The sequence below is a fragment of the Tabrizicola sp. genome (assembly GCF_036781545.1).
Lineage (GTDB): Bacteria > Pseudomonadota > Alphaproteobacteria > Rhodobacterales > Rhodobacteraceae > Tabrizicola.
Genome location: NZ_DAIQAT010000093.1, coordinates 1 through 13,737 on the forward strand (window position 1 = coordinate 1; position 13,737 = coordinate 13,737).

Here is a 13,737-nt window from a genome sequence, read left to right on the forward strand (position 1 = left end):
GCATCCCCTTCTTGCCCTCAAGGCTTTCCAGAAGCGCGGTTTCCTCGCCGCAGATATAGGCCCCGGCGCCGTGGTGCAGGTACAGGTCGAAGTCCCAGCCCGACTTGGCCGCATTCTTGCCCAGAAGCCCCGCGTCATAGCATTCGTCGATGGCGGCCTGCAGCGCCTCGCGCTCGCGGATGTATTCGCCGCGGATGTAGATGTAGCAGGTGTTCGCCCCCATCGCGAAACTGGCGATCAGCGCGCCCTCGATCAGCGTATGCGGATCGTGCCGCATGATCTCGCGGTCCTTGCAGGTGCCCGGCTCCGACTCGTCGGCGTTGATCACCAGATAGCTGGGCCGGCCGTCCGACTGCTTCGGCATGAACGACCATTTGAGGCCGGTCGGGAAGCCCGCGCCGCCCCGCCCGCGCAGGCCGGAGGCCTTCACCTGCTCGATGATCGTGTCGCGGCCGCGCTTGATGATGTCCGCCGTGCCGTTCCATTGCCCGCGCTTCATCGCGCCCTTCAGGCTGCGGTCGTGCATCCCGTAGAGGTTGGTGAAAATGCGATCCTGATCCTTGAGCATCTTGTCTTCCTAACCCCGGCGTCCCCGCCAGATCTGATACGTCACCACCAGGACCCAGACGAAGGCCGCGATGGCAGCAAGGTCGAAGAGGAACACGAAGCGCGTCTCCAACCCCAGTTTTCCGCCCAGCCACTGGGCACCCATCCACAATACCATCGTCGCCGCCAGCACGATCGCCACCAATCGCGCCTGCCGGGCGCGCTGAAGGTCGGAGGGGTCGGGACGGCTCTGCACCATGGGCCTCAATAATCGTTGGTCTTGGCGCGTTCCCGGAACGCCTCAAGCCCGTCGTTGACGATGATTTTGGCCTGCTCCACCCATCTGTCGCGGGTGATGCGGCCCTTGAACGTCTTCATCTCGGCGTCGACCAGCGCGATGTCGGCCTCGGTCCAGGCGGCGATCTGGTCGAAATGGAAAAAGCCCAGCCCGTTGACCGTCTTCTCCAGCGCCGGGCCGATGCCCTCGATCTCCTTCAGGTCGTCCGCCCGGCCCTTGCGCGGCGCCTTCAGCCGCACGAGGCCGACCGGCTTCGCCTTCTCCGCCTTCGGCTTCGCGGCCTTCGGTTCCGCCTTGGCTTTCGTCGCAGCCTTCTGGGCCTTTGGCTCTGCCTTGGGCTTCGGCTCGGCCTTGGGCTTCGCCGCTGCCTTCGGCTTGGTGTCCGCCACCGGCTCCGTCATCACCGCCGCGACCGGGGCCGCTTCCGCCATCACCGGGGCCGCAGGCGGTGCGGCGGGTTTCGGGGTCGCGATGATCGGCGCAGGCTCGACCTCGGCCAGGGGGGTCACCACCGAGGATGCGGCGCGCGATTTCAGCGTCTCGGGCCGCACCGGCACCGCCTTGACCGCCGCCCCCTCGGTCCCGACGACCCGCCCCTCGCCCGAGGCGGGGACGATCCGGCGCACCCGCTGTGCCGCACCCTCGTCCGCGCGCGAGACCTTGCCCGCCAGCCAGTACAGAAGAAGCAGCACGATCAGCGCGATGGCGATCCCGAAGGCGACCGACGGGAACAGCAGGAACTCCATAACCCAGCGCAGCACGGCAAAGGTGACGACCCCGGAGAGCACCACCAGGGCCCAGCCACCCGTGCCGATCGTCACCTCGTACTCGTCATCGCCCATCACACGCCGTTCCCCCTGGTCCGCGCCCCGTTTCGGGGTCGTCCTTAGCCCTTGGCCGCCGCTTCCGCCTCGGCCACCGTGCCACCCGCTGCGAGCACCTTCGCCTGCGCCACCCAGCGGTCACGTGTCACGCGGCCCTTGAAGCCTTCCAGGTTCTCGTCGACCCAGGCGATCTCGCCCTCGGTCCAGTTCGCGATCTGATCGAAGTGGTAGAAGCCCAGCCGGTGGCACAAGGCCTCCAGCTTCGGCCCGATCCCCAGGATCAGCTTCAGGTCATCCGCGCGGCCCCCCTTCGGCGCCGACAGGCCCGCAGGCTTCACGCCCGCCGCCTGCCCCGGGGCCTTGGCCTCGGGCGTTGCCAGCGGAGTGGCGTTCGCCGCATTGCCATCGGTCTTCGGCTTGCCCCTGGACGAGGCCTTCGCCTCCTGCACCGTCGCGCCGGTCGCATCCGCCGGCACATCCGCGGAAGGCTTCGGCTCCACCGGCCTGACCCGCGCGGGCTTCACCGGCGCCGCCACCCCCAGCCAGGGCGTCGAGAGCGGCACTTCCGTCCCGTCGATCCGCTTGACCGTGTCCCGGATGTCCACCGCCAGCTGCGCGCTGGCATTGAACTGCTTCCTGCCCGATTCAAATTCCTTCAGGCTGGTCAGCCCGCCGATGGGCTCCGCCGCATAGCGCCCGTTCTGCGGACCCGGCACCGGCACCTCGCCTTTCGAGAACCGCCCGATCAGCTCGCGCAGCTTCTCGCCCGTCAGGTCCTCGTAGTAATCCTTGCCGATCTGGGCCATCGGCGCATTCGCGCAGGCGCCCATGCACTCGACCTCTTCCCAGCTGAACTTCCCGTCCGCCGACAGCGTATGCGGCGTCGGCGCGATCAGCTCCTTCGCCACCGCCACCAGGTCCTCGGCCCCGCAGATCATGCAGCTGGTCGTCCCGCAAATCTGCACATGCGCCACCGACCCCACCGGGGAAAGCTGGAACATGAAGTAGAAGGTCGCCACCTCCAGCGCCCGGATATAGGCCATCCCCAGCATATCCGCGACATGCTCGATGGCGGGGCGGGTGAGCCACCCCTCCTGCTCCTGCGCGCGCCACAGAAGCGGGATGATCGCGCTCGCCTGCCGACCGGCCGGATATTTGGTGATCTGTCCCTTGGCCCATTCCAGATTCGCCGGGGTGAAGGCGAAGGAGGCGGGTTGGTCTTTGTACAGACGACGCAGCATCAGAACATTCCAGCGATAAGAGCCGGGACCGCGATCATGCCAACCGGCAGGACCAGAACCCCGAGCAGAAGAAACGGAGCAACCCCGACGGCGATCACGAGGCGCATCCTTCGGTCTTGAGGATCAGTGTGGTCCCGTCCTCGCTGATCGAGGCCAGACCTTCGCTGATCAGGGCACCGGTGATCAGGCCCGAGGTGTCACGGTCGATCCCGGCTGCCGGCAGCTTGGTCTCCGCTTCAGCCTCGGTCATCTTGCAGCCGTTGGCGGTGATGGCCGTGACAAAGGCGTCACGCTGCGCGTCCGTCGGGCCGCCTTCGGCCAGGGCAGGCGTCGCCAGCAGAACCAGTGCAAGGGCGCGCAGGGCTATCACCGGTCCACCTCCCCGAACACGATATCCATCGTGCCGATGATGGCAGAAACATCCGCCAGCTGGTGCCCCTTGCAGATATAGTCCATCGACTGCAGATGCAGATACCCCGGCGCCCGGATCTTGGCGCGGTAGGGCTTGTTGGTTCCGTCCGCCACCAGATAGACCCCGAACTCGCCCTTCGGCGCCTCGACCGCGGCATAGACCTCGCCCGCCGGGACGTGGAAGCCTTCGGTGTAAAGCTTGAAGTGGTGGATCAGGGCCTCCATCGAGGTCTTCATCTCGCCCCGCTTCGGCGGCGCGATCTTGCCCCGCGTCAGGACGTCGCCCTGCCCTTCCGGCGCGCGCAGCTTGGCGCAGGCCTGTCGGATGATGCTGGTCGATTCCCGCATCTCGGCCATCCGGCACAGGTAACGGTCATAGCAGTCGCCATTTTTGCCGACCGGGATCTTGAACTCGAACTCGTCGTAACACTCATAGGGCTGCGCGCGCCGCAGGTCCCACGCGAGGCCCGAGCCACGCACCATGACCCCGGAATAGCCCCAGTCCTGGATGTCCTTCTCGCTGACGATGCCGATATCGGCATTGCGCTGCTTGAAGATCCGGTTCTCGGTGAGCAACCCGTCGATATCGTCCAGCACCTTCGGGAAAGCCGCGGCCCAGGCGTCGATATCGTCGATCAGCGAAGGCGTCAGGTCCTGATGCACCCCGCCGGGGCGGAAATAGGCCGCGTGGAGCCGCGCCCCGCAGGCGCGCTCGTAGAAGACCATCAGCTTCTCGCGCTCCTCGAAACCCCAGAGCGGCGGGGTCAGCGCGCCGACGTCCATCGCCTGCGTGGTCACGTTCAGCAGGTGGTTCAGCACCCGCCCGATTTCCGAGAACAGCACCCGGATCAGGCTGGCCCGGCGCGGCACCGCCGTCCCGGTCAGCCGCTCGATCGCCAGACACCAGGCGTGCTCCTGGTTCATCGGCGCGACATAATCCAGCCGGTCAAAATAGGGCAGGTTCTGCAGGTAGGTCCGGCTTTCCATCAGCTTTTCGGTGCCGCGATGCAGAAGCCCGATATGCGGGTCGCAGCGTTCGACGATCTCGCCGTCCAGCTCCAGCACCAGCCGCAACACGCCGTGGGCCGCCGGGTGCTGCGGGCCGAAGTTGATGTTGAAATTGCGGATGCGCTGTTCGCCGGTCTCGAAATCGGTAGAGCCGTCGTCGTAGGTGTTCCGCCGGATGTCGCCGTCCATCAGTTTGCGCCCCCCTCGGGGTTGGATGCGTATTGGGCCATGAATTCGGCCTCGGTCATCGTGGTGGTCTCGCCCGCCAGCCCATAGCTGCCGGGCTTGCAGTCGATGAACAGCTCATGCTTCACCGGGAAGCGGGCCGGATCGGGAAAGGCCTGGACCGAGGCGAAGGCCATCTTGCCGTCGCGCGACAGCCAGGCCAGCGACGACCCGCAGCGCGAACAGAAGGCCCGCTCGCCCCATTCGCTGGACTGGAAGCGTGTGACCGGGGCATCGGCGGCAAAGGCGAAATCGCCCGAGCAGTCGGTGACGATGAACATCCCGCCGCTGAACTTGCGGCACATGCTGCAATGGCAGACGCCCGCCTCGTCCGAGACCGGCGTGGCGGTGAAGCTCGAGGCGCCGCAAAGGCAGGTTCCGGTCAGCGCCGCCATCACTTGCCCTCCGCTTTCTGGTCGCCGGGAAGGATATAGTCCGCGCCCTCCCAGGGGCTCATGAAATCGAACTGCCGGTATTCCTGCACAAGGCGGACGGGCTCGTAGACCACCCGCTTCAGCGCCTCGTCATAGCGGACCTCGGTATAGCCCGTGGTCGGAAAGTCCTTGCGCAGCGGATAGCCCCGGAAGCCATAGTCAGTCAGGATGCGCCGCAGGTCCGGGTGGCCGCTGAAGAGGATGCCGAACATGTCGAACACCTCGCGCTCGAACCAGTTGGCGCTGGGGTGAAGGACGACCAGCGAGGGCACCATCTCCTCCTCGCGCACCGCGACCTTCACCCGGATGCGCTGGTTCCGGTACATCGACAGAAAGTGATAGACCACATCGAACCGCTGGGCGCGCTCCGGGTGGTCGACAGCCGTGATGTCGACCAGCGTCGAGAACCGGCACGACGCGTCGTCACGCAGGAATTCCACCAGCGCTTCCAGATGGGCAAGGTTCGCGACCAGCGTCAGCTCGCCATAGGCCACGGTCGAGGAAACCACGGCATCCGCCTGCTTCAGCTCGATGATCCCGGCCAGTTCCTGCAGGGCTTCGCTCATGATCACCTCACCAGAGTGCCGGTGCGGCGGATCTTCCGCTGCAACTGCAGGATACCGTAAAGCAGCGCCTCCGCCGTGGGCGGGCAGCCGGGGACATAGATGTCGACGGGAACGATCCGGTCGCAGCCCCGCACCACCGAATAGCTGTAATGGTAATAGCCGCCGCCATTGGCGCAGGAGCCCATGGAGATCACATAGCGCGGCTCGGGCATCTGGTCATAGACCTTACGCAAAGCCGGGGCCATCTTGTTGGTCAGCGTGCCCGCGACGATCATCAGGTCCGACTGCCGGGGCGAGGCGCGCGGCGCGGTCCCGAAGCGTTCCAGGTCATAGCGCGGCATCGAGGTATGCATCATCTCGACCGCGCAGCAGGCCAGGCCGAAGGTCATCCAGTGCAAGGACCCGATCCGCGCCCAGTTGATGATGTCCTCGGTGGACGTCAGGATGAACCCCTTGTCCGACAGCTCGCGGTTCAGCGCCCGGACGGCAACCTCATGGTCGGCGCCAGCGGCATTGCCGGTCATCACTCCCATTCCAGCGCCCCCTTCTTCCATTCATAGGCGAAGCCCACCGTCAGCACCGCCAGGAACAGCATCATCGACCAGAAGGCCGCCATCGAGATGTCGCCGAAGGCCACCGCCCAGGGGAACAGGAACGCCACCTCCAGGTCGAAGATGATGAACAGGATCGACACCAGGTAGAAGCGCACGTCGAACTTCATCCGCGCATCGTCGAAGGCGTTGAAGCCGCATTCGTAGGCCGAGACCTTCTCCGGATCCGGGTTCCGCACCGCCAGGACGGCGGCGGCAAGGATCAGGACCAGGCCCAGGCCGACGGCGATGGCCAGAAGGATGAGGATCGGCAGATATTCTCTCGGAAGCAGGTCCACGAGGGGCTCCTTGGGTGCTGGCTGCGCGCGTGCACGCGGACGCATGGCGCGCCCGCTGGTCTTTCGCCCGTTTACTCTGCGCCCTTGCCGGGGTCAACCGAAGGCGGGTGAGATTCCATCCCGCCGGCGAGCAGAAATCCATAAATACCAAGTGTTTCGCTCAGGAAATCCCAGGGCCGGTTCCCCCTACCTTGACCACGCCCGGGAAGCCGCCTTTCCTGCCGCAAGCCACGAAAGGACCCCCCATGCGCCTCGCCCTCCTCCTCGCCCTCACCGCAGGCACCGCCAGCGCCCAGACCTGTGAAATCGACCTTGCCGCCGTCGAGGCCCGCATCGCCGACCTGGAACCCACCTACGGCACAGTCCTCTCGGACATCAGCTGCGACGCGCCCACCAACCCGGCCCATATCCTGATGTGCAACGACGCGGGCGCCCCGGACGTGACGCTTTGGCGCATGGGGCGGCTCGACGACCTCGCCTGGATCTACGCCGTGGAAAATGCCACCGGCCAGGAGGTCGACCAGACCAACCCGCCCCGGGATGAAGATTTCATCGCCCGCCGCGACGCCTGCGCCGATGAGGCCTGCCTCTGCGACAGCCTCATCGACCATACCAACGGCAGCCTCGGCGGCACCTCGCCCTATCCGCAGTGACCGCCCCGCAGGCCGGTCACGCGGCACACCATGTCCCGCGCAGACCCCCGCCATAGGCCCGCGCATGGCCGTCGCGGATCATCAGCCGGGCCACGTCCACCCCGTCGATCTCCAGCGCGACCAGCGCCCGGCCATATTTGTCGGTCCCCTGATGCGTCAGCACCATCCGGTCCCCCCGCTGGATCAATGCCCGCAGGTGCCACGATGCCTTCTCCGCCGCCAGAAACTCGCCCAGGCAATGGGGCGCATATTTCTCCGGCGTGTCGAAACCCAAAAGCCTTGCGCTGATCATCCCGTCCTCGGGGCAGATCAGCGACAGCGTATCCCCGTCGATCACCCGGATCACCCGGCACGGGCCCTGGTCGCTGGCGATCGGCTTCATCGCCGCATTCACCAGATCGGCAATCGTGGGCACCAGCACCAGCCCGCCGACCGCCAGCCCGATCACCGCCTTGAGATAGAAGCGTGGGTCCGCCAGCCGCCGCAATCCCCGCACCACGGCCCCGGCGGGCCGCGCCGGGCGGAAGAGCCAGCCCATCAATCCGCCGAGACGGCCGCAACCGGCCCCAGCGCACTGGCCGCCGCCGCCACCGCGACCTCCTCGCCGATGATCCGGGTGATCTGCGCCACATCCTGCGGCCTGAAGGTCAAGGGCAGCCGCATGTCGATCAGCCCCGCCAGCACCCGGTCGGTCTGCGGCAACACCTCGGGCGCGGCATACTGCCAATGCGCATAGCGGCTGGTGAAACCCTGCGGATCCGCCGCGCCGAACCATTTCAGCTCCACCCCCCGCGCCGCCGCCGCCGCGACGAACCCGGCCACCCGCGCGGGCTCCCAGCCCGGCAGCAGGAACTGGAAGGAGGAGCCGACATAATCCTCATGCTGCGGCCGCGGAATCAGCTGAACGCCCTCCACGCCCTCCAGCCCCCGCTCCATCCCCTGATAAAGGCTCCGCCAGCGCGCCCGCCGGTCGTCCAGCATCCCGATCTGCGGCCGCAGGATCGCTGCCCGCAGGTTGTCCATCCGGGACGAGACGTTCGGCACCTCCAGCCGCAGCCGCTCGAACACCTCCGGCCCCGGCGCCGCACGATGCCGCGCGTAAAGCATGTAGGATCCCGACAGCAGAACCGCCCGCGCCGCCAATTCCGGGTCGTCGGTGACCAGCAGGCCGCCCTCGCCCGAATTCATGTGCTTGTAGGTCTGCGTCGAATAGCAGCCCATCGCCCCGTGCCGCCCCGAGGCGACGCCGCGCCACTTCGCGCCCATCGTATGCGCGCAATCCTCGACCACCCGCAGCCCCAGCCGGTTGCAAAGCGCCATCAGCGCGTCCATGTCGCCAACATGCCCGCGCATATGTGACAAGAGCAGCACTTTCGCCCCCGTGGCAATCGCCTGCGCCTCCACAGCGTCAAGGTCGATGGTCAGCTCCTCCGTCACCTCGACGAAGACCGGCTGCGCCCCGAGCGAGGCAATCGCCCCTGGCACCGGGGCCAGGGTAAAGGCGTTCGACAGGACCGGATCGCCCGGCCTCACCTGCAACGCCCGCAGGGCACAGGCCATCGCCGCCCCGCCGGAGGCAAGCGCCAGGCAATATTTCGCCCCGACATAGGCCGCGAATTCCTCTTCCAGCAGCGCCGTCTCCGCCACCTCTCCCGGCACCGTGTTGTAGCGGTGCAGCCGCCCGTGCCGCATCACCGCCAGCGCCGCCGCGATGCCCTCCTCCGGGATCGGCTCCTGCTGGGTGAAGCTGCCCCCGAATCTCTCGCCCAACCGCTCGCTCATGCCTTCTCGGACCTCTTCAACAGCAGGAACAGCACCGCCGTCAGCGCCAGGAAGCCGCCCGCGACCCAATAGGCCACGTCGGTCGACCGCCAGACCCGGTCCTCGGCCCAGAAATGGCCGAAGGTGAAGGCGAAGAACACCGTGCCGAACAGCATCGCCACATTCATCACCGCCGAAAGCCCGCCCTGCAACTCGCCCTGCGCATCCTCGGGCACGCGCTTGGTCAGGATCGCCGTCATCAGCGGATGCACAAAGCCTTCTGGCCCGTGCAGGATCATCAGCGCGAAGACCCCGACAACCGTCCAGACAAAGCCATAGCCCAGCACCACCAGCATCGCGCAGACGATGCCGAACAGCGCCAGCCGCCATTCGCCGAACCGCGCGGACAGGGGGCCGGTCAGGAACCCCTGGAAGGCCCCGGCGATCAGGCCGAAGATCGCCAGCGTCAGCCCGACCATCGCTTCCGACCAGCCGAACTTGGCCATGCCCCAGAAGGTCCAGATCGCCGGATAGACCGAGGTCGAGAAGAAGAACAGCCCCAGCACCAGCACCATCGGCAACACGCCGCGATAGGTGGCAAACACCCGGAAGGCCCCGAACGGATTGGCCCGCCACAGATCGAATCTGCGGCGGTTCTCCGGCGTCAGCGATTCCGGCAGGACAAAGAAGCCATAGATGAAATTCAGCAGCGAAATGCCCGCCGCCACCCAGAACGGCACGCGCGGGCCCAGTTCTCCCAGCAGGCCGCCGATCGCCGGGCCGATCACGAAGCCCACGCCGAAGGCCGCGCCCATCATGCCGAAGGCCTTCGCCCGGTCGTCCGGCGCGGTCACATCGGCGATATAGGCGCTGGCGATGATCCAGCTCGATCCGCAGATGCCGGCGATGATCCGCCCGGCAAACAGCCATTCCAGCGTCGGGGCCAGCGCCATCAGGATGAAGTCCATCCCCAGCCCGAAGATCGCCAGCAGCAGAAGCGGCCGCCTCCCGTAGCGGTCGGACAGGTTCCCCATCAAGGGCGCGAAGACGAACTGCGCCAGGCTGAAGGCCGCGAACATCCAGCCGCCGATCACCGCCGCGCGGTCAAGCCCGACATGGCCCACATCCTCGATCAGCTTCGGCAGGACGGGCATGATCAGCCCGAAGCCCACCATGTCCAGGAACACGGTGATCAGAACGAACGTGACCGCGTGGCGGCCGACCGGCAGCGGGACGCCGATGCGTGTTTCAGGGACCTGGCTCATGACGCGCGACCCTATGGTCCGGGGCAGAGACTGTCAAACCGGCGCACGGCGCGCGCTTCGCCTGCGTTCGTTGCCTTCCGCCTCCCCCACGCAACCGGGAAAGGGGCGCCACGCCTCCTTAGTCACCTCTCTCAAATGCCTTTCATCTTTGCCCAAATATCCCCGCCGGAGGCTCCGGCGCCACCAACCAGGGCGCGGTGGAAAGCAGGCACTCGCCCGAGGAGGAGGCGAAGCCCAACGACCAGACAAGGAGTCTTCGCGCGTCGGCGCTCAATCTGACAAGCGTTTCAACCCGCCCCGCAGATACCCGTATCTTCCCCGCCGCCAAGGGCGCCTCCCCTCCCTGGGGGGCAATCGCCAAACTCTTAACAAATCCTGAACGCCCACAGGCAACCCACTGAAATCCTTGACACGGAAACCCTGCCCGCGCGTGGGCAGCTACCCCAGCAGCCGTCCCGCCAGCGCCGGCAGATCCTCGAACCGGTCCAGCAGCGCAGCCGGGTTGAACCGCCCCACCTCCGCCCCCTCCGGCCCGAAGGTGACAAGCGCGACCGGCACCCCCGCCGCCGCCCCTGTCTTCGCGTCGGTCTCGGTGTCCCCCACCAGCATCGACCGGGCCACGACCCCACCGGCCCGCTCCACCGCCGCCCGGTAGGGCAGCGGGTCCGGCTTCCTCACCGGAAAGGTATCCGCCCCGACCAGCGCCCCGAAGGCGTCCCTCACCCCCAGCGCCGTCAGCAAAAGCTCAGCCAGCCCCTCCGGCTTGTTGGTGCAGATCGAGACGGCGAACCCCGCCGACTTCAACCCTTCCACCGCCTCCATCGCTCCCGGATAAAGCCGGGTATGGGTGGCGATCCCGCCCCGGTAGGCCTCCAGCAGCCGCGGATAGGCCGCATCCACATCCGCCTCCGACCCGTTCATCCCCAGCCGCTGGAACCCCAGCCGCAGCATCGCCCGCCCGCCATGGAAGGCCGTCAGCGTATCCTCCGGCCCCAGGCAGGCCCGCGGCAGACAGGCGTTCGCCGCCGCCAGCAGGTCCGCCGAGGTATCCGCCAAAGTTCCGTCCAGATCAAAGACTACACAGCGCATTCGGGCAATCCTGTAACGTGGCGTGAGGACCGCCCCCTTGCCACCCGGTTCCCGGGGGGTAAAACGGGCGCAACGATAAAGGAAGGGGCAGAATGCAGGTTTCCGTCATCATCTTGGCCGCTGGACAGGGCACGCGGATGAACTCCGACCTGCCCAAGGTCCTGCACCAGGTCGCCGCCGCCCCCCTCCTCCACCACGCGCTCGCCACCGCGCAAGCCCTTGACCCCGCCCGCATCGTCACCGTGACCGGCCATGGCGGCGAAGCCGTCGCGGCCTCCGCCACCGCGTTCAACGAGGCGGTGGAGACCGTCGTCCAGGACCCGCAACTCGGCACCGGCCATGCCGTCGCCCAGGCTGCCCCCCTCCTTGCCGACGTACCCGGCGAGGCCATCGTCCTTTACGCCGACACCCCCCTCATCCGCGAGGACACCCTTCGCGCGATGCTGGACGCCCGCGCCAAGCACGCCGTCGTCATCCTCGGCTTTCACGCCCGCGACCCCGGCCGCTACGGCCGCCTCCTCACGCAAGGCGACGAGCTTCTGGCGATCCGCGAATTCAAGGACGCCACCCCCGAGGAACGCGCGATCACCCTCTGCAACTCCGGCGTCGTCTGCGCCGAGGCAAAGACGCTCTTCTCCCTCATCGCCGAAGTGAAGAACGACAACGCCGCAGGCGAATACTACCTGACCGACATCGTCGAGCTTGCCCGCCAGCGCGGCCTTTCCGCCGGGGTCGTCCTGTGCGACGAGGCCGAGACCCTGGGGGTCAACACCCGCGCCCAGCTGGCCGAGGCCGAAGCCGCCTTCCAGTCCCGCGCCCGCGCTGAGGCGCTGGAGAACGGCGTCACCCTCACCGCCCCGGAAACCGTGTTCTTCGCGCTCGACACCCATGTCGGCCGCGATGCGATCATCGGGCCGAACACTCTCTTCGGCCCAGGTGTCACCGTGGAATCCGGGGCCGAGATCAAGGGCTTCTGCCATCTGGAAGGCTGCCACGTCAGCCGCGGCGCCACCGTCGGCCCCTTCGCCCGTCTTCGCCCCGGCGCCGAACTGGCCGAGGATGTGCATGTCGGCAACTTCGTCGAGATCAAGAACGCCATCCTGGACGAAGGCGTGAAGGTCGGCCACCTGACCTATCTCGGCGACGCGCAGGTGGGCGAGCATACCAACATCGGCGCGGGCACGGTGACCTGCAACTACGACGGGGTGATGAAGCACCGCACGGTGATCGGCAAGCGCGCCTTCATCGGGTCAGACACCATGCTGGTGGCCCCCGTGACCGTGGGCGATGGCGCACTGACCGCCTCCGGCTCGGTGATCACCGAGGACGTCCCTGCCGAAGCGGTGGCGATTGGCCGCGCAAGGCAGGTCACCAAGCCGGGTCTGGCAACCAGGATGTTCGAAAAGTTAAAAGCGATTAAGGCTGCGAAGGCGAAAGGACTTTAGAAATGTGCGGTATTGTAGGGGTTCTGGGAAACCACGAGGCGGCTCCGCTTCTGGTCGAGGCACTGAAACGGCTGGAATATCGCGGCTATGACAGCGCCGGGATCGCCACGGTCAATGCTGGCAGGCTGGACCGGCGCCGGGCGGTGGGCAAGCTGGTGAACCTCTCGGACCTCTTGGTGCATAACCCCTTAGCCGGAAAGGCCGGAATCGGCCATACCCGCTGGGCCACCCATGGCGCGGCCACGGTCAGCAACGCCCATCCGCACCGCGCGGGCGGGGTCGCGGTGGTGCACAATGGCATCATCGAGAACTTCCGCGAGCTGCGTGCCGACCTGGCGGCCGATGGCTACAAGCAGGAATCCGAGACCGACACCGAGACCGTCGTGCTTCTGGTCCACCGCGCGATGGACCGGGGCGCGACCCCCGTCGAGGCTGCGCGGGAGACCCTCGCCCGCCTGCACGGCGCCTTCGCGCTCTGCTTCCTGTTCGACGGTCAGGACGACTTGATGATCGCCGCCCGCAAGGGCTCGCCGCTGGCCATCGGCTGGGGCGAGGGCGAGATGTTCGTGGGCAGTGACGCCATCGCGCTGGCCCCGATGACCGACCGGATCACCTATCTGGAAGAGGGCGACTGGGCCGTCGTCACCCGCGCCGGGGCCGAGATCTTCGATGCCCAGAACCGCCGCGCCAACCGGGCCGAGACGCGCATCCAGCTGGACGCGACGCGGATCGAGAAGGCGGGCTACAAGCATTTCATGGCCAAGGAAATCGCCGAGCAGCCGGTGGTCATCGCCGATGCGCTGAAACACTACACCTCGGCCAATGGCGCGCTGCAGCTGCCGAAAGGCATTGATTTCAAGGGCATTGCCCGGGTCACGCTGGTCGCCTGCGGCACGGCCTCCTATGCCTGCCATGTCGCGAAATACTGGTTCGAGCAGATCGCGGGCCTGCCCGCCGACATCGACATCGCGTCCGAGTTCCGTTACCGCGACCCGGTGCTTTCGCCCGCCTCAATGGCGATCTTCGTCAGCCAGTCGGGCGAGACGGCGGACACGCTGGCAGCCCTGCGCCATGCCTCGGGC

16 protein-coding genes and 1 pseudogene are annotated in these 13,737 nt (G+C 67.1%); 3 read left to right on the forward strand and 14 right to left on the reverse strand.

Annotated elements, in window-relative coordinates:
* From V7Q39_RS13655 to V7Q39_RS13700, 10 genes and pseudogenes are all read right to left on the reverse strand, one after another.
* Positions 1 to 568: pseudogene (locus V7Q39_RS13655) on the reverse strand (NADH-quinone oxidoreductase subunit F); the annotation flags it as partial.
* Positions 569 to 577: 9 nt separating this feature from the next.
* Complete coding sequence (locus tag V7Q39_RS13660; RefSeq protein WP_333817147.1) at positions 578 to 805, reverse strand: DUF5337 domain-containing protein; 228 nt, start codon at positions 803 to 805, stop codon at positions 578 to 580.
* Between the two features lie 5 nt (positions 806 to 810).
* Positions 811 to 1,686: a hypothetical protein gene (locus V7Q39_RS13665; protein ID WP_333817149.1), complete on the reverse strand. Its 876-nt coding sequence runs from the start codon at positions 1,684 to 1,686 to the stop codon at positions 811 to 813.
* A 44-nt stretch (positions 1,687 to 1,730) separates the two neighbouring features.
* The gene (locus V7Q39_RS13670) at positions 1,731 to 2,909 is read right to left on the reverse strand and encodes an NADH-quinone oxidoreductase subunit E (RefSeq protein ID WP_333817150.1); all 1,179 of its coding nucleotides are present in this window, start codon (positions 2,907 to 2,909) and stop codon (positions 1,731 to 1,733) included.
* 94 nt (positions 2,910 to 3,003) lie between these two features.
* Complete coding sequence (locus V7Q39_RS13675) at positions 3,004 to 3,279, reverse strand: hypothetical protein (protein ID WP_333817151.1); 276 nt, start codon at positions 3,277 to 3,279, stop codon at positions 3,004 to 3,006.
* Positions 3,276 to 4,517 carry an NADH-quinone oxidoreductase subunit D gene (locus V7Q39_RS13680; protein ID WP_443082522.1) on the reverse strand — a complete coding sequence of 414 codons (1,242 nt, stop codon included), beginning with the start codon at positions 4,515 to 4,517 and terminating at the stop codon, positions 3,276 to 3,278. The genes V7Q39_RS13675 and V7Q39_RS13680 overlap by 4 nt, the downstream gene beginning before the upstream one ends.
* Entirely contained in the window at positions 4,517 to 4,948 is a 432-nt protein-coding gene (locus V7Q39_RS13685; RefSeq protein WP_333817152.1) for a GFA family protein, read from the reverse strand. The genes V7Q39_RS13680 and V7Q39_RS13685 overlap by 1 nt, the downstream gene beginning before the upstream one ends.
* Positions 4,948 to 5,553 (reverse strand): NADH-quinone oxidoreductase subunit C, encoded by a 606-nt coding sequence (locus V7Q39_RS13690; protein WP_333817153.1) that lies wholly within the window; start codon positions 5,551 to 5,553, stop codon positions 4,948 to 4,950. The genes V7Q39_RS13685 and V7Q39_RS13690 overlap by 1 nt, the downstream gene beginning before the upstream one ends.
* Before the next feature lie 2 nt (positions 5,554 to 5,555).
* Positions 5,556 to 6,077, reverse strand: a complete 522-nt coding sequence (locus V7Q39_RS13695; protein WP_333817162.1) for a NuoB/complex I 20 kDa subunit family protein — start codon at positions 6,075 to 6,077, stop codon at positions 5,556 to 5,558.
* Complete coding sequence (locus V7Q39_RS13700; RefSeq protein ID WP_333817154.1) at positions 6,077 to 6,442, reverse strand: NADH-quinone oxidoreductase subunit A; 366 nt, start codon at positions 6,440 to 6,442, stop codon at positions 6,077 to 6,079. Before V7Q39_RS13700 ends, V7Q39_RS13695 begins: the two co-directional genes overlap by 1 nt.
* A gap of 245 nt (positions 6,443 to 6,687) precedes the next feature.
* On the opposite strand from V7Q39_RS13700, the gene V7Q39_RS13705 reads away from it, so the two are divergent.
* Positions 6,688 to 7,095, forward strand: coding sequence for a hypothetical protein (locus tag V7Q39_RS13705; protein WP_333817155.1), 408 nt, complete (start codon positions 6,688 to 6,690; stop codon positions 7,093 to 7,095).
* A 16-nt stretch (positions 7,096 to 7,111) separates the two neighbouring features.
* Here V7Q39_RS13705 and V7Q39_RS13710 read toward each other — a convergent pair whose 3' ends face one another.
* The 4 genes from V7Q39_RS13710 to V7Q39_RS13725 all read right to left on the reverse strand — a co-directional run bounded on the left by V7Q39_RS13710 (position 7,112) and on the right by V7Q39_RS13725 (position 11,210).
* A complete protein-coding gene (locus V7Q39_RS13710) occupies positions 7,112 to 7,633 on the reverse strand; it encodes a thermonuclease family protein (RefSeq protein WP_333817156.1) in 522 nt (173 codons plus the stop codon).
* Positions 7,633 to 8,865, reverse strand: coding sequence for a DegT/DnrJ/EryC1/StrS family aminotransferase (locus V7Q39_RS13715; RefSeq protein ID WP_333817163.1), 1,233 nt, complete (start codon positions 8,863 to 8,865; stop codon positions 7,633 to 7,635). The genes V7Q39_RS13710 and V7Q39_RS13715 overlap by 1 nt, the downstream gene beginning before the upstream one ends.
* An 8-nt stretch (positions 8,866 to 8,873) precedes the next feature.
* Positions 8,874 to 10,121 carry a TCR/Tet family MFS transporter gene (locus V7Q39_RS13720; RefSeq protein WP_333817157.1) on the reverse strand — a complete coding sequence of 416 codons (1,248 nt, stop codon included), beginning with the start codon at positions 10,119 to 10,121 and terminating at the stop codon, positions 8,874 to 8,876.
* A 438-nt stretch (positions 10,122 to 10,559) separates the two neighbouring features.
* A complete protein-coding gene (locus tag V7Q39_RS13725; RefSeq protein ID WP_333817158.1) occupies positions 10,560 to 11,210 on the reverse strand; it encodes an HAD-IA family hydrolase in 651 nt (216 codons plus the stop codon).
* Positions 11,211 to 11,302: 92 nt separating this feature from the next.
* On the opposite strand from V7Q39_RS13725, the gene glmU reads away from it, so the two are divergent.
* On the forward strand, positions 11,303 to 12,655 hold the full coding sequence (gene glmU / locus V7Q39_RS13730; RefSeq protein ID WP_333817159.1) for a bifunctional UDP-N-acetylglucosamine diphosphorylase/glucosamine-1-phosphate N-acetyltransferase GlmU: 1,353 nt from the start codon (positions 11,303 to 11,305) through the stop codon (positions 12,653 to 12,655).
* A gap of 2 nt (positions 12,656 to 12,657) precedes the next feature.
* On the forward strand, positions 12,658 to 13,737 hold a 1,080-nt coding region (gene glmS, locus V7Q39_RS13735), incomplete at its 3' end, for a glutamine--fructose-6-phosphate transaminase (isomerizing) (RefSeq protein ID WP_333817160.1).